Consider the following 14901-nt stretch of genomic DNA (forward strand, 5'->3'; position numbering starts at 1 on the left):
GTGTCAATGCTCCTCGTAGTGCGTGATGAGGAAGCAGTTCTCGTCATCGATGCTGTCGAGCCGCAGGTCCAGGTCGAACCATCGAGGCACGCCGTCTTGGTCGACCCAGACCTGGGCTTCGCCCTCGCGCTCGGCCTGCCGGGCAAGGTCGAGCATGGCGGCCAAGCTGGGCACGGAGTCGACACCGATCCCGTCGAAGCCCCGTCTCAGCGGATCGACGCCAGTGACGGCGCCCTGCTCGACGCTGACTGCGTACTCCCCGATGAAGGCTTGCTCGCCGCAGGAGCTCTGCACGACGTAGGAGTAGTCAGGCGGTGGCTGCCAGTCCGGCACTCCGTCGTGGCGAGTCAGACCCGCAGGCGGCGCCCAGCGCACCGCTTCGGTGCACGCGGCCGTGCCCACGGCCTCTCCTTGCAGGCAGGCGGCGTCGACCAATTCCCGGACGCCCAGGGGCTGATCCAGGTGGATCTCCACGGGGACTGCGTCGTTGCCTTGACAGTCGTGTGCGCCGGGCCCGATCTTCTCGACGTCGGTGCGGAGAAGGACCTGCGTCTCGTCGTAGTGGATCTGCGGGTCGAGAACGGTGCCGGTGATCCCGCTTGCGCATCCCAGCCGGGTCACCTCGACGACGAGAGACGTCGTCTTCGGGTCCACGAGCTCGTCGGGCGCCAGCGACCAGGTGGCAACGTCACCGGCGAGAGGTTCGAGACGAGAGACGGCAGGCGAGCCTTCCGACGCCATCGAGCCGGCGTTCGTGTTCGGCCGTTCCAGGGCGCATCCGCTCAGGGCAACAACCGCCAGGGCTGAGCCTGCCAATGCTGAGCGTCGTCGCATGCGCGGCCTCCAGACCTTGTGGCATGGGCTTGGACGCGAGGTGGGCATCTGGGTTCCGGCGACCTGAGGACGACCTCAACCGCCGCCAGGCGCGCGAATGAGCGAACTGCCGTTGAGGTCAGGCGTGATCGCGCCGCGCGTCTTTGATTCCGTGCCGAACCGCCAGCCGCACGACGAAGTAGAGGATGACGACCGGGACGATCCACACGAGAAGAAGGAACGCTTCGATCCCTGTGACGTTCATGCCCCGGACCATAGCGGCCGCTGAGGCTGGACGTCCGAAAATGCCGCCGGTCGGTCGCTCCCGACTGACCGGAGGTGTTCCCCGGAACACTCGTGCGCGAGCCGTTAATCGTGTGTCGTCGCAGATGCGCTCTGGCAGGCTTAGGCCATGGGATGGATCTGTCGTCCGGACTCGCAGGTGCCGGAAGCGGCGGAGCGACTTCTGGCGAGGGTGCCTGAGTGGTTCGGTCTCCCGGAGGCGAACGCTGACTACATCGAAGCGGCTCGTACCAAGGAGACGTGGACGGTCCGCGATGACGGCGGGAACGTCATCGGGCTCACTTTGGTCGATCGTCACTTCCCGCACGTGGCTGAGCTCCACCTCATGGTTGTCGACCGCGACCATCACGGTCAGGGTGTCGGAACCGCCATGGTCCAGGCCGTCGAACAGGACGCGCGGGAACGCGGTGTTCAGCTGCTCGAGGTGAAGACGTTGGGCGGCTCACATCCGGACCCCGGGTACGCGCGCACCCGTCACTTCTACGAGCAGGCCGGGTTTCTCCCGCTTGAGGAGACCGACCTGTGGGGTGAAGCGAATCCCTGCCTCTTCATGGTCAAGCCGCTCTGAGACCTAAGCCCGGCCAACTCGAGAGCCGGCATCCGGATTTGCCACGTGCCGTTTCGTAGGCCGGAGCGCTTGTTAGCACAATCAGTGAGACCGGCTCGAGCGATTGCCGGCACCGATTGCCGGGCACTGGGCAGGCCGTGGCGATGCATCTGCTCAGGCGGGTTGCCAGTGCGGGTCGCGGCCAAGCCGAGCGAGGAGTCGGTCGGTTGCAGAGGCATCTCGGGCGACCTCGACAGGTGCGGCGCAGATGCCCTCGGAGTACAGGGCTTCGCCCCAGCCGTCGGCCGTGGTGTGTAGTGCCTGTGCCTCGTCATCGCTGATCGACCATTGCTGCCCAGTGGCTCGAGCCACGTCAGAACCGTGCACGACCAGGTCCCAGCCGTAGAAGTCCGCCATCGTGGCGCCGATGGTGGTGCGGCCGAAGTAGCCGTCGTACTCCCTCTCCGCGACACGGTCCTTTCCCAGCACGGCCACCACGTGGTCGAGGTGGGCGTTCCACGCGGCGGCGGGGTCGGCGAGGTCAGTTACCGGTCCGGCGTCCAGGCCCTGACCGGTCAGGAAGTCGCGCTGCGTGTCGATCACGTGAGCGACGACGTCTCGGACGCTCCACCCCGCGCACGGTGTCAGGGCGTCCCAGGCCTCGCCTGCGGCGGCGAGAATCCTGGTGAACCGGGCGGCCCGGTCAACGAAAGTCAGGGCGTGCTGATCCGGCGTGGTGGCCGATGTCGTCTGGGTCATAGGACAACCGTGACAGGACAGACGTCTCCGCCGCTTGTGATAATCCGACACATGCCTGCGCCCGAGATCCCGCGACCGGTCGACCCGGTCGATCGGGCACACCTGACGGGAGTCAGCCGGCCCTCACCACCCATACACCGCTACGCCCCGAGCGAGCATCTCGCCGACCTGGTCGCTCGTTACTGGATCCCGGTGTGGCGGAACCTAGCTGAGCCCTCCACGCAGAGCACCCTGCAGCACCCCGTCTGCCTTGTCGTCGTCAGCGACAGCTACGCCAGGCTGTACGGCGTGGCGCGGGGCAGTTCCAGCGTGACGCTCGATGGTGAGGGCTGGGCCGTCGGCACCATGCTTGAACCGGCCGCCGGACGTCTGTTGCTCGGGCGGTCCGTCGCCGAGCTCACCGACAGGTGGGTCGACCTGACCGGGGTCGACGGCGTTCCCAGCAGTCTGGTGCCCGACGTGCGGGCCGCGATGGCGGCCTCCCCGCGCGATCCGGCCGCCCACGCAGCGGCGATCGCAGTGGTGGAGCGGTGGCTCACGGCCTACCTACCGGTGGACGAGCAGGGACTACTGATCAACCAGATCGTCACCTGGCTCCGTCACAACCCCGACGTGACTCGGGTCGAGCACGTGGCCCGCGAGTTCGGCCTCACCGAGCGCAGCCTCCAGCGTCTGGTGGAGCAGCGGGTGGGGCTGACCCCCAAGTGGCTGGTCAAGCGCCGGCGCCTGCACGACGCGGTACAGGCGCTCAAGTCCGGGAACACCACTCTGGCCGACGTGGCGGCCGAGCTCGGCTACAGCGACCAGGCCCACTTCACCCACGACTTCCGCGCGGTCACCGGGATGACGCCGGGGCATTTCCTGCGCGACCAGCGCAGCACGCCCCCGCACACATGAGCGCAAGCTCGACTGCGTTTCCAGGCATCCGGTCATGCCGCCGGTCGGTCGCTCCCGACTGACCGGAGGTGTTCCCCGCAAGCCGTTAATCGTGTGTCGTCGCAGATGCGCTCTGGCAGTCCGGACTCGCATGTGCCGGAAGCGGCGGAGCGACTTCTGGCGAGGGTGCCTGAGCCTGGATCCACCGATCGGGTGAGCCGGTGAAGCGGCGTGGGAAAGCGAGAAATGCCCTTCTGACCTGGGAAGATACGACTTGTCTAGAGCACGTATCACCCAAACCGGAAGGGCATCTCGTAGATGCAACTCTCTCACACCCTCCCCGTGGTCTCCGCGACGTTCGATGACCCCAACCTCGTGTCTGCCGCCGGGCTTGTCCCGCTGATGACGCTGGCCGAAGAAGCCGGCCTGCACGCCCTGGGCGATGAGCACCTGAGCCTGCCGACCGACAAGGGCGCCAACGCCGGCGCCAAGCTGGCCGCCCTGGTGGCGGGTATGGCCGCCGGCGCGGACAGCATCGAGGATATGGGGCTCTTGCGCCACGGCGCGATGGGCAAGCTGTTCGAACGGCCCTATGCCCCCTCCACGCTCGGTTCGTTCCTGCGCACGTTCACCTTCGGCCACGTCCGCCAGGGCGACGCGGTCGCCTCCCGCTTCACCCTCGCCCTGGCCGGGCGCACCGGGCTGCTGGGCCGGGCCGGCGACACCGGGACGGTGCTGCTCGACCTGGACGACACCATCGTGGAGGTCCACGGCTACGCCAAGCAGGGCGCCGGGTTCGGCTACAGCGGGGTCCGAGGGTTGAACGCGCTGCTGGCGACCGTGTCCACCGAGCAGACCGCCCCGGTCATCGCCGCCCAACGCCTGCGCAAGGGTTCCGTGGGTTCCTCCCGTGGCGCGGCCCGGTTGGCCACCGATGCCCTGGCGCTGGTCCGGCGCAGCCACCTGGCCGGGCGACCGGTGCTCCTGCGCGCCGATTCCGCGTTCTACTCCGCCGCCCTGGTGGGCGCCGCCGACAGGGCCGGTGCACAGGTCTCGATCACCGTGCGGCTGGACCCGGCGGTCAAGCGCGCCATCGCCGCGATCGCCGAGGACGCGTGGACCACGATCAGGTACACCGACGCGATCTACGACCAGGCCACCGGCAGGTGGGTCTCGCGGGCCGAGGTCGCCGAGATCGACTACACCGCGTTCACCTCGGCCAAGAAGTCCGAGCAGGTCACTGGCCGGCTGGTGGTGCGCCGCGTCCCGGACCTGAACCCCAGGGCCAAGGACGGGCAGGAGTCGATGTTCGACACCTGGCGCTTCCACGCGTTCTTCACCACCACGCCCGCCACCGAGCGGGACACCGTGGCCGCCGACCAGGTCCACCGGGGCCACGCGGTCATCGAGAACGTCCACGCCGACCTGAAAGCCTCGGCCCTGGCGCACCTGCCCTCGGGCAAGTTCGCTGCCAACGCCGCCTGGCTCATCGCCGCGGTCATGGCGTTCAACCTCACCCGCGCCGCGGCCACCCTGACCGGCAGCACCCGCCTGGCGCGGGCGACGACGCCCACGATCCGCCGCAAGCTGGTCAACCTGCCAGCCCGGGTCGCCTCCTCCGCCCGCCGCCTCCACCTGCACCTACCCCGAGACTGGCCCTGGGAGCACGCCTGGACCGTCCTCTACGACGCGCTCCGCCCCGGCCGGGCCGCAGCACCCGCCTGACCCCAGCCCCCGTCCCTACCAGCAGGAACCCAGTGGAAAAGCCGGGCAGACCGGCAGTTCACGCGCGCCCTCACGACCCTCGCCCCGTCAAAGACCTGACCCCGTCCTACAGCGGCCCATCCACCTGCCCATCGGTGGATCGAGGCTGAGTGGTTCGGTCTCCCGGAGGCGAACGCTGACTACATCGAAGCGGCTCGTACCAAGGAGACGTGGACGGTCCGCGATGACGGCGGGAACGTCATCGGGCTCACTTTGGTCGATCGTCACTTCCCGCACGTGGCTGAGCTCCACCTCATGGTTGTCGACCGCGACCATCACGGTCAGGGTGTCGGAACCGCCATGGTCCAGGCCGTCGAACAGGACGCGCGGGAACGCGGTGTTCAGCTGCTCGAGGTGAAGACGTTGGGCGGCTCACATCCGGACCCCGGGTACGCGCGCACCCGTCACTTCTACGAGCAGGCCGGGTTTCTCCCGCTTGAGGAGACCGACCTGTGGGGTGAAGCGAATCCCTGCCTCTTCATGGTCAAGCCGCTCTGAGACCTAAGCCCGGCCAACTCGAGAGCCGGCATCCGGATTTGCCGCCAGGAGGACGCTAGCCTTCGGCGCGTCCGACATTGCCGCTCGGAGGGCGTTAGGTCTTCGGGGCGTCCGCCTGGCCGAACACATGCTTGGCCCGGCACGGACAGCGCTTGCCGGGGACCCAAGAAAGGTTCTTGACCCGATCGGGGGGTGCTGGCCGCGGGAACCCGTCGCCGGACGGTAGCGTCCGACCTGGGCCAAGTTGAACCTTGGCACTCATCGAGGAGGTGGGCCTGATGCATACGACCATGTGGCGGCCGCTGTGGGCAGGCGCCAACGGATCGGGCCCGGCCATGGATCCTGACGTGCAGTTCGATCCGGGGGTGTCTCTCGACCCTATTGCTGGACCGGGCGAGGGGTTGTTCTCCACGATGCCGGTGCTCATGGGCATCTTCTTCATCATCTTCGTGACCGTGGTCGTCGTGAAGCTGGTCCAAGCCGGGCAGACCTTCGCCGACAATTCCGCGTTGCCCGAGCAGACCGTCGCCGCACGGGTGGTCGGAAAGCGGACCCACACCGAAGGCGGAGCGGGCGACAGCGCGGTGCAGACCGCTTACTTCGCCACGTTCGAGGTTGGGAGTGGTGAACGCATCGAGGTCAAGATCCCACCACGCGAGTACGGCCAGTTCACGGAGGGGGATCAGGGGCAACTTACCCATCAGGGCACGTGGTATCGCGGGTTCGAGCGCAGGCGCGTCATCCCAACGGACGGCTCGTGGGAAGCACCCGGCGGCCCCTCCCTCCGGCCGCCGAACACAACCTGAGGCCAACCGCAACGTTTCCCTGAACCACTCCGAGCGGCCAGCCTCGCGCCGTCCGCTCTTGCCGCCAGGAGCGCTGGTTCCGCCCATGCTCGCCTGACCGTCCACAGCACTACCCCTGGGCCTTTGATCGTGCCTCAGATGACGTACCCGCTGGGGGTCGGTCTGCCAGTGTTTGTGTCGAAGCGTCTCCCGGGTCTTATCAGGGAGCGATGATGCGGCCGAAGTGTTCTGGGTCTGGCACTGGGGGCTGGCTCTAGGTGAAGAGTTGTGCGAGTCCGTGGCGCAGTGCTGATGTGTCGGTATCTACGGCGATGAGGTCTGCTTCGGGGGCCACCTGGATGAGTTCGGGACCTCCAGCCATAAAGCCGACGACCTTGCCGGCGGTCCGGGCCAGGCTGATGGTGTGCCGCAGGGCCTGGATGGTCTGGGTGGAGTCCGGTCCGGAGTGACCGGCGGAGATGGACAGGTCATAGGGTCCGAAGAAGACTCCGTCGATCCCGGGGACGGCGAGGATGTCTGCGGCGTTGTGCAGGCCCGCGACCGTCTCCACCATGGGCAGCACGAGCTGCGGCTCGGGCTGCTGGGTGACGCCGAGCGTGGCTCGGCACCCCCCGGTGCTGCGGTTCCCGACCGGCGGGGTGCGGCACGCCGAGACAAGGTCTTGGGCCTGGGCGGCCGACTCGACCATGGGGATGATGACGCCGCTGACGCCTGTGTCCAGGACCCGGCCGAGAGCGGCGGGGTCGTGGCTGGCCGTCCGGGCCAGCAGGGGCAGCCCGGCCGCTTCGGCGACACGCAGCAGGCCGGGCAGGTGGTGCGTCTCGATGTTGCCGTGCTGCAGGTCGACCCCGACCCAGTCCGGGCCGCAACCGGTGGCGACCTCCAGCCCGTACGGATCGAGGAAGCTGAGCCACAGTCCTCGTCGCAGGCCTTCGCCTGTCCCAGCGGAGGCTGCTTGCAGCCGTGTCCGTAGGTCCTGGGCGGCAGCGGGCTGTGAGGCCATGGCTTCTCCTTCGTCAGGTGGTCGTGGGAAACCGGCGGACAGGACCTGTGCCGGTGCCCGCGTTGGTGCGGTCGAGGCTGTGGTGGTGCGGGGTTCAGCGGGGCACGCGGGCGACCAGCTCGATCTCCACGGCGATACCCAGCGGTAGTCCGGCGACCCCGATGGTGGTCCGGGCGGGATAGGGCTCGGTGAAGCATTCGGCGTAGAGGGCGTTGACGGTGGCGAAGTCGCCGAGATCGGTGAGGTAGATGTTGGCCTTGACGACGTCCTCGAAGCTCGCGCCGGCTGCTGAGAGGACGGCCTCCAGGTTGGCGAGCACCTGCCGGGTCTGCGCCTCGACGCCCCCTTCGACCACGGCCCCGGTGCCCGGGTCCAGCGGCGCCTGGCCAGAGAGAAAGATCATGTCCCCCTCTCGGACGGCGTGCGAGTAAGGGCCGACAGCAGCCGGCGCGGACGTTGCGTGGACGGCGTCTCGAGTCATCCCCCCAGCCTAGCCCACGCCATCATAACGTTGGCCATTCGCCCATCGTACTTCGCAGATCGGGCGTGGGTATGGCGTGCAGCCATCGGTTGTAAGATCTCCGTCATGACTGGTGCCGATCTCGACTCCTCCTGGTCGTTGGACGCGGTGGACACCCGGTTGCTCTCGTTGCTCGCCGCGGATGCCCGGGCCTCCCTGAGGAGCTTGGGGAGCGCCGTCGGTCTCTCCGGGCCTTCGGTGGCCGAACGGATCGCGCGGCTGAGGTCTCGAGGGGTCATCCGGGCGTTCACGGTGGACATCGACTGGGCCCGGCTGGGCATGCCTACCCTGGCCCACATCTCGCTGCTGACCGACAAGAGCAGCCACATCGAGCAGATCGTCGCGACGCTTCGCACCGTCGAGCGGGTGGAGGAGATCTCGATCGTCACCGGATCGACCGACCTGCTGGTGCGCGCCCGCGTGGCTGACCTGACCGAGCTGCGCCAGCTGCTGGTCGAGCACATCTGGCCCATCCCAGGAATCCAACGGGTCGAGACCACACTGGCGGTGCAGACCGTGCAGGCGCCCCAGTTCGTCGACAGCCTGCTCGAGCATGCTCCCGCGACCCCGAGAGCCCCGCACGAGGCACTGGACCAGGGTCCCCGTCACGGGGATACGAGGCCAGGAGGAACCGCATGACGATCCCCGTCGACGTGCACCGGTACGCAGCGTTCAGCGACCGTCCCCGCGGGGGCAACCCCGCCGGTGTGGTTCTGGAGGCCTCGCACCTGACCGCCGAGCAGATGCAACACGTCGCCGCCGAGGTCGGGTACAGCGAGACCGCGTTCGTCACCGGCCCGCTCGAAGCCGGGCCGGGTGGCCAGATCCCCATCCGCTACTTCGCCCCCGAACGCGAGGTCGACTTCTGCGGCCACGCGACGATCGCCACCGCGGTCGCCATCGGCCGGCGGGTCCGTCCCGGTACCTACACACTCGCGACCAAGGCCGGCCCCGTCGCCATCAGCGCATGGCTCGAAGAAGACCGGGTGATCGGGACCTTTCGCAGCCCGGACCTCGGCTGCTACCCCCTGCCCGAGGAACTGCTCACCCAGCTGCTCAGGGCACTGGGATGGTCCACGGACGACCTCGACCAGAACCTTCCACCGGCCATCGGCTACGGCGGGAACCACCACCCCGTCCTCGTCACGCCGAGCCTGCAACGGCTGGCCACGTTGTCCTACGACTTCGACGCCCTGCAACGCCTCTGCCGCGCCCACGACTGGGTGACGGTGCACCTGGTGACCCCGACAGGCCCCGACACCTGGCAAGCCAGAGACCCCTTCCCCTGGGGCGGAGTCGTCGAGGACCCCGCGACCGGTTCGGCCGCCGCCGCCTTCGCCGGCTACCTGCGCGCCCACGACCGCGTCGCCCCCGGCCAAGGGCTGGTCATCACCCAGGGAGTCGAAATGGGGCGTCCCAGCCGCATCCAGGTCGAGCTGCTGGATCAGGCCGCCCTGATCAGCGGCGTCGCCACCCCCATCCACGACCCCCGGCCCACGCGCCGAGAAACCCCACGAAGGCGGCTGTAACCCAGGACGAGACGAAGAGGGCCACCCTTTCGCAGGCGAGGCCACCCACACAAACTCGGCCCTGACGCCCACCATCACGCGCGGTCCCGTCAGAGGACAGGACACAATCGGCAGACACAAGCCGGCGGCACCTTGGCCATGTGGAACTCGCGGGCATGCGCCCATCTCGCATCGAGGTGCACAGTGGCATCAACCGATCCCCGGCGCCCCCTGGACAGCAGCAACTGCCGCCGACGCCATCGACCGTTGCCGCCATGTGGGGCCACGTCGAGTGACCCATCCATGGGCTGGGTGCTCAGACCGTCGTCGGACGCAGCTGTGGACGGGTGCCACCCGACATAATTGACACTTATGATGAGACGAAGATGTTGTAGTGTTCGCGGGTGAGCCAGGCTCCCTGCCCGCTCGCGCATGAGTCTTCGACGCCCAGCCAGGACCACACTCCAGGAGAAAGCGATGACCGTCACCGACACCCTGCTCGCCAACAACGAGGCCTACGCGTCCCACTTCGACGGTCCGCTTCCGCTGCCGCCCTCCAAGCACGTGGCCGTCCTCGCCTGCATGGACGCGCGTCTGGACGTGTACCGCGCCTTGGGGCTGGCCGAAGGCGAAGCACACGTCATCCGCAACGCCGGCGGCGTCGTCACCGAGGACGAGATCCGCTCCCTGGCCATCAGCCAACGACTTCTGGGAACGACCGAGGTCATCCTCATCCACCACACCGACTGCGGGATGCTCACCTTCACCGACGACGAGTTCAAGGAGTCCATCCGTGCCGAGACCGGCCTGCGCCCGCCGTGGGCGGCCGAGGCTTCCCAGACGTGGAGGAGGATGTCCGCCAGTCACTGGCGAGGGTCCGCAACAACCCCTTCATCCCCCACAAGGAGTCGGTTCGCGGCTTCGTCTTCGACGTCGCCACCGGACGACTGCACGAAGTGACCGCAACGTGAGTCGCGCCCTCGCAGGCGGTACGGGCCGGTTCAGTTACTCGCCGGCGAACGACTGCACCACGAGTTCTTCCTCCGGCCCCGCCTGAAGGACGGCACGACACCTCTTCAACCGCATCCTGACTGTGGTCCGGCGCAGGGGCCTGGGCAACGGCAACCTCTGAAAGTTGAGCTGGACCATGACGACCCCCACGATCTTCGCCCTGCACGAGAACCCCGAGTGGTTCCCGCCCTTCGCCGAGGCGTTCGCCGCCGAGGGCGTCCACGTCCAGGAGTGGCTCCTCACCGACGGGGTCCTGGACCTGGACTCCACCCCGCCCGAGGGTGTCTTCTGGTCGCGGATCAGCGCCTCGGCGCACACCCGCGCACCACCTGTCCAAGGACTACACCCGCACGGTGCTGTCCTGGCTGGAGTCCCACGGGCGCCGCACCGTCAACGGCCGGCAGGTGCTGGAGCTGGAGATGAGCAAGGTCGACCAGCTCGCCCGGCTGCGGGCCGCCGGCATCGAGACCCCCCGCACCGTGGCCGCCGTGGGCCGGCACCACGTGATCCAGGCGGCCGCGGCGGTGCCCGCGCCCTTCGTCACCAAGCACAACCAGGGTGGCAAGGGGCTCGGGGTGCGCAAGTTCGAGCGCCACGCCGAGCTGGCGGACTACGTGGACTCGGAGGAGTTCGAGGAGCCGCAGGACGGCATTACCCTGATCCAGGAGTATGTGGTGCCCGCCCGTCCGAGCATCACCCGCGTCGAGATCGTCGGCGGGGAGTTCATCTACGCCATCGAGGCCGACACCGCCCGCGGCGGCTTCCAGCTGTGCCCCGCCGACGCCTGCGCGGTCGACCCGGCGACCGGGCAGCCGATCATGCCGCCCGGCGCGACGCTGGCGCCGGAGATCGGGCAGCAGCTCTTCTCCCTGCGCGAGGGTTTCGACCACCCGATCATCGAGAAGTACCTGGACTTCGCCCGCACCAACGGCATCGAGGTCTGCGGCATCGAGTTCATCGAGTCCGTCGACGGCCGCATCCTGACCTACGACGTGAACACCAACACCAACTACAACGCCGTGGTCGAGCAGGCCGCCCCGCGCTCCGCGCCCCGGGCGCTGGCGCAGTACCTGCGGTCGGTCGCCGAGAACCTGTGACGCCCTGAGCGCTCACGGTGCGCAACCGCCATGGACCGACCCGAACGTCAGGAGAGACGATGAACAGCCCCGACATCCACTTCTACTTCGACCCGGTCTGCCCGTTCGCCTGGATGACCAGCAAGTGGGTGCGGCTCGTGCAGGCCCAGCGCGACTACACGGTCGACTGGCGGTTCATCTCGTTGCGGCTGGTCAACGCCCAGGTGGACTACGACGCCCACTTCCCGCCGGAGTACGAGGCCGGCCACACCGCGGGTCTGCGGCTGCTGCGGGTGGCGGCACGGGCCCGGCAGGAGCTCGGCCCAGAAGCGGTGGGCAGCCTGTACGCCGCCCTCGGCGCCCGCATCTTCGACACCTGGACCGACACGCCCGACGCGACCGGCACCCGGGAGCGTCGCGGCACCCGAGACTTCCTCGAGCCGGTCCTGACAGGGGCCGGCCTGCCCGCCGCACTCGCGGACTCCCTGGACGACGACTCCTTGGACCGGGTGATCCAGGCCGAGACTGACGAGGCCCTCGGGCTCACCGGCAAGGACGTCGGCACCCCGATCATCCACTTCCGGCCACCGGCGGGCGTGGCGTTCTTCGGGCCGGTCATCAGCCGGCTGCCGGACGAGGAGGAGGCCGGACGGCTTTGGGACCACGTCGTGGGCCTGGCCACCTTTCCCGGCTTCGCCGAGCTCAAGCGCAGCCTGCGCGAGACCCCCCAGCTGGCCGGGCTGGGCGTGGACGTGGACCGGCCGGGGACCCAGGAGGACTGGCACGCCGGCAGCCGCCGCCTCAAGAAGTAGGCACCCAACCCTCCGGCCTGCCCCGGAGCGCCCCTCCGCCCTGCCCCGGAGGGGTCCTTCGAAGTCTCCGGTGAGCGTCAGGGACCGTGACGTGGCGACCTTCAACCCCCGGGGTCCCCAACAATCGGGAAGCCCGCGTGGCTCCCACCGGGTTCCCTGGGCGCCAGGCATACCTGCGCGCGCACCCATGGACCGCGGGTCCAGCGGTGACATGCAACACCGCGGAGGTATGACGTGAAGCAGATCAAGGAACAGACCGGAACCGGGCGGGCGACCGTGCGCGACGTGTCCTTTCTCGGGACCGAGGGGGACGTCCTCGCAGCCACCCGGAAGGTGCCAGCGGGTCCACCGGCCGGGTACGCGATCATGGCGCACTGGTTCACCTGCACGAGCAACACGCACGACACGTCACGGATCTCCGGGGCCCTGACCGCGCTCGGGTGTTCGCCGCCCCGCGCTTCGACTTCACCGGGCGCTCAGGTGGGGACTCCGCACCCTGTACCTAGTGCACCTCACCGGTACGTGGGTCGACCCGGTGGCCGTCGACGAGGTGCAGTCTTGGGATCTGCTGGGTCTGGTCGGGGGGTTGCAGCAGCCGGCGGTGGTGGTCAACGTCGCCGGTGTAGTGCCGGGCCCGGTGCTCGTGGGCATCCTGGAAGCGGACGTGGGCGGGTCTGGCTGGCCAGTCGTGGTGGCGGCTGTCGCAGGCTGTGCGCAGCCGCGTCTTGCGGCGGTCGAAGAAGGCGGGCAGGGCGTAGCGGTGCCACTCCTCGAGGGCGTCGCTGGCGATGGCCTGGCCGGCTTTGCGGCGTTGGTCGGCCAGGACGGCGATCTCGTGGACCAGGTGGGGGTGGGCGGGCCAGCACGGCGGAACGAGGTAGGAAGGGTCCCAGACGTGTTCGCTGTTGACCCATTCGACGACGGCTTCGAGCCATTCCCACAGCTCGGTCCGCATGGGCGGGTCGCCGATGGTTCCGGGGTCCCAGGGGCGGGGCAGCTTGCTGGGGTGGCCGACGGCCTTGCGTGCCGCGTCGTCCCCGTTGAGGGCGATGTCGAGCTCCCGGTAGGCGTGGACGATCAACGGGCCGGGGGCGGGGAAGGGTCTGGCCAGCGGGTAGCGTGCCCGTCCCTGTTCTCCTGCCTGGTGGGTGGTGCTCACCGGTCGTGCTCCGCTGTGATGAGGCCGTGCTGGCGGGCTGCGGCCAGGGCTGCAGTGGTGCGGGCCTGCGGGCTGATCGTGGCGCGCTGGTGGCCCCCGATCTGGGCCCGGAGCGTGGCCTGGTCGGCCAGGAGTCGCTTACCGGGTCTGCCGTCGATGCAGCGGTGGAGCCGGGCCATGACCGGTTTGCCGTTCTCGGAGATGACCAGGGCGTGCCGTTCCTTGATCTGGCGGATCTCCGATCCGGTCAGGACAGGGATGTCCTCGGCCGAGTAGGTGCGTCCACCGCGGTGTCCGGTGTTCCAGGTGGCCCGACCGACGCGGACCTTGCCTAGAAGGTCGGAGACCTCCTGGTTGAAGGCGACGTCCTTGGACCCGCCGAACAGCACCATGTTGTTGGTCAGGCCGAGCACGGCGCGGGCTTCCTGCTGGCCGAAGATCGAGTCGAGCTGGGCGCGGGTCTGCGCGGCCCAGATGAAGGACAGGCCCAGGGCTCGTTCGTTGGCCATCCGGGTGCGCAGGGTGGGCAGGGGGGCGGTGGAGGGCAGCTCGTCCAGGCAGGCGAGCAGGGGCGGGCACAACCTGCCCCAGCCGGACCGTTGGGCCATGCCCAGGGCGGTGTCCAGGACGTGCTCGGCCAGCGCGGTCATCAGCGGGGAGGCCGAGGCGTAGGGGTCCTCCCGGCCGAGCAGGTAGATGGTGCCGCCGCCGGCGAGAACTTCGGTGATGTTGGTCGCCGGTCGCCCGGGGCCGGGAACGCACCGCTGGCGCATCGGTTCCTGGAAGAACAACGACAGTGCCTGCTGCACCGTGGTGACGGTGTTGCCGGCGGTCCGTTCGTCCCCGTGGAGGGCCCCGTGCAGCAGTCCGTGCCAGAACCGGGCGGCCTGGGGGTGGGTGCGCAGGATCTCGGCGGGTTCGACGGTGGAGCGTGGGTCGGCGACCCACTCCAGCACGTCGTCCAGGGTGCGGCTGGTCAGCGCGGCCGCGTGGAAGTAGGCCTGGATGACCTTGGCGGCCTCGGCGGCGTAGAACCGGGCGGCCTGGTCCCCATACCCCTCGGCCACAGCACCCTTGATCGTGCCGGCGGTGAACGCCTTGGCCCGACGCTCGGCCACGACCGCGTCCACGCACCCGGTGATCGGGTCCCACACGAGCTCCGGGAGCCCAGGCACCAGGGCGAACGGGTCGAGCACGACGCAGGGACGCCCGTGGGTGGAGCGGGCGGTGAACGTCAGGAGCAGGTCGTCCGGCTTGGTGAGGGTGACCAGCGCCGCCCCGGGTGCGTCAAGCAGAGCGGGGGTGAGCAGGTCCAGGGTCTTGCCTGAGCCTTGTGGCCCGATGACCCCGGCGGTGCGGTCCCACGGCACCCACAGATCGACCCCGGCGGGGGCGGTGGACCGTCCAAGGTTCCATCCCACGTCCCGAGGGTCGAAACGACGGCTG

At 69.0% G+C, this 14901-nt stretch carries 17 protein-coding genes; 10 read left to right on the forward strand and 7 right to left on the reverse strand.

The genetic code is table 11. The annotated features are described in order from the left end of the window. Positions 1-3: 3 nt before the first annotated feature. Together ACQ95T_RS10935 and ACQ95T_RS10940 are read right to left on the reverse strand one after the other, a co-directional pair. The gene (locus tag ACQ95T_RS10935; protein ID WP_425943812.1) at positions 4-834 is read right to left on the reverse strand and encodes a hypothetical protein; all 831 of its coding nucleotides are present in this window, start codon (positions 832-834) and stop codon (positions 4-6) included. A 118-nt stretch (positions 835-952) separates the two neighbouring features. Beyond that, positions 953-1078 carry a hypothetical protein gene (locus tag ACQ95T_RS10940; protein ID WP_425943810.1) on the reverse strand — a complete coding sequence of 42 codons (126 nt, stop codon included), beginning with the start codon at positions 1076-1078 and terminating at the stop codon, positions 953-955. A gap of 147 nt (positions 1079-1225) precedes the next feature. Between ACQ95T_RS10940 and ACQ95T_RS10945 the strand changes: the two genes are divergently transcribed. Then, entirely contained in the window at positions 1226-1684 is a 459-nt protein-coding gene (locus ACQ95T_RS10945) for a GNAT family N-acetyltransferase (RefSeq protein WP_075958511.1), read from the forward strand. 153 nt (positions 1685-1837) lie between these two features. Here ACQ95T_RS10945 and ACQ95T_RS10950 read toward each other — a convergent pair whose 3' ends face one another. Then, positions 1838-2422 carry a TIGR03086 family metal-binding protein gene (locus tag ACQ95T_RS10950; protein WP_425943808.1) on the reverse strand — a complete coding sequence of 195 codons (585 nt, stop codon included), beginning with the start codon at positions 2420-2422 and terminating at the stop codon, positions 1838-1840. A gap of 51 nt (positions 2423-2473) precedes the next feature. Between ACQ95T_RS10950 and ACQ95T_RS10955 the strand changes: the two genes are divergently transcribed. The 4 genes from ACQ95T_RS10955 (at position 2474) to ACQ95T_RS10970 (ending at position 6366) form a co-directional block, all read left to right on the forward strand. Next, positions 2474-3319, forward strand: a complete 846-nt coding sequence (locus tag ACQ95T_RS10955; protein ID WP_425943806.1) for a helix-turn-helix domain-containing protein — start codon at positions 2474-2476, stop codon at positions 3317-3319. 297 nt (positions 3320-3616) lie between these two features. Continuing rightward, complete coding sequence (locus ACQ95T_RS10960) at positions 3617-5023, forward strand: IS1380 family transposase (protein ID WP_425943745.1); 1407 nt, start codon at positions 3617-3619, stop codon at positions 5021-5023. A gap of 183 nt (positions 5024-5206) precedes the next feature. Beyond that, positions 5207-5560, forward strand: coding sequence for a GNAT family N-acetyltransferase (locus ACQ95T_RS10965; protein ID WP_431473823.1), 354 nt, complete (start codon positions 5207-5209; stop codon positions 5558-5560). A 251-nt stretch (positions 5561-5811) separates the two neighbouring features. Further along, positions 5812-6366: a DUF2500 domain-containing protein gene (locus tag ACQ95T_RS10970; protein WP_425943804.1), complete on the forward strand. Its 555-nt coding sequence runs from the start codon at positions 5812-5814 to the stop codon at positions 6364-6366. Positions 6367-6619: 253 nt separating this feature from the next. On the opposite strand, the gene ACQ95T_RS10975 is transcribed toward ACQ95T_RS10970, so the two are convergent. Both ACQ95T_RS10975 and ACQ95T_RS10980 read right to left on the reverse strand, forming a co-directional pair. After that, entirely contained in the window at positions 6620-7369 is a 750-nt protein-coding gene (locus ACQ95T_RS10975) for an HpcH/HpaI aldolase family protein (RefSeq protein WP_425943802.1), read from the reverse strand. 94 nt (positions 7370-7463) lie between these two features. After that, a complete protein-coding gene (locus tag ACQ95T_RS10980; RefSeq protein WP_425943800.1) occupies positions 7464-7850 on the reverse strand; it encodes a RidA family protein in 387 nt (128 codons plus the stop codon). Positions 7851-7955: 105 nt separating this feature from the next. On the opposite strand from ACQ95T_RS10980, the gene ACQ95T_RS10985 reads away from it, so the two are divergent. The 5 genes from ACQ95T_RS10985 (at position 7956) to ACQ95T_RS11005 (ending at position 12296) form a co-directional block, all read left to right on the forward strand. Beyond that, positions 7956-8528 (forward strand): Lrp/AsnC family transcriptional regulator, encoded by a 573-nt coding sequence (locus ACQ95T_RS10985; protein ID WP_425943798.1) that lies wholly within the window; start codon positions 7956-7958, stop codon positions 8526-8528. Then, positions 8525-9418, forward strand: coding sequence for a PhzF family phenazine biosynthesis protein (locus ACQ95T_RS10990; protein WP_425943796.1), 894 nt, complete (start codon positions 8525-8527; stop codon positions 9416-9418). Before ACQ95T_RS10985 ends, ACQ95T_RS10990 begins: the two co-directional genes overlap by 4 nt. Before the next feature lie 456 nt (positions 9419-9874). Continuing rightward, entirely contained in the window at positions 9875-10357 is a 483-nt protein-coding gene (locus ACQ95T_RS10995) for a beta-class carbonic anhydrase (protein WP_431472921.1), read from the forward strand. Positions 10358-10689: 332 nt separating this feature from the next. Continuing rightward, positions 10690-11505, forward strand: a complete 816-nt coding sequence (locus ACQ95T_RS11000) for an ATP-grasp domain-containing protein (protein ID WP_431472922.1) — start codon at positions 10690-10692, stop codon at positions 11503-11505. Positions 11506-11564: 59 nt separating this feature from the next. Further along, complete coding sequence (locus tag ACQ95T_RS11005; RefSeq protein ID WP_425943790.1) at positions 11565-12296, forward strand: DsbA family protein; 732 nt, start codon at positions 11565-11567, stop codon at positions 12294-12296. A gap of 502 nt (positions 12297-12798) precedes the next feature. Here the strand turns inward: ACQ95T_RS11005 and ACQ95T_RS11010 are convergent. Together ACQ95T_RS11010 and ACQ95T_RS11015 are read right to left on the reverse strand one after the other, a co-directional pair. After that, complete coding sequence (locus ACQ95T_RS11010; protein ID WP_425943788.1) at positions 12799-13455, reverse strand: hypothetical protein; 657 nt, start codon at positions 13453-13455, stop codon at positions 12799-12801. After that, positions 13452-14876, reverse strand: coding sequence for a type IV secretory system conjugative DNA transfer family protein (locus ACQ95T_RS11015; protein WP_425943786.1), 1425 nt, complete (start codon positions 14874-14876; stop codon positions 13452-13454). The genes ACQ95T_RS11010 and ACQ95T_RS11015 overlap by 4 nt, the downstream gene beginning before the upstream one ends. Positions 14877-14901 lie beyond the last annotated feature (25 nt).

Origin of the sequence: Ornithinimicrobium carbonis (assembly GCF_050703245.1) — a bacterium.
Classification (GTDB): Bacteria; Actinomycetota; Actinomycetes; order Actinomycetales; family Dermatophilaceae; genus Ornithinicoccus.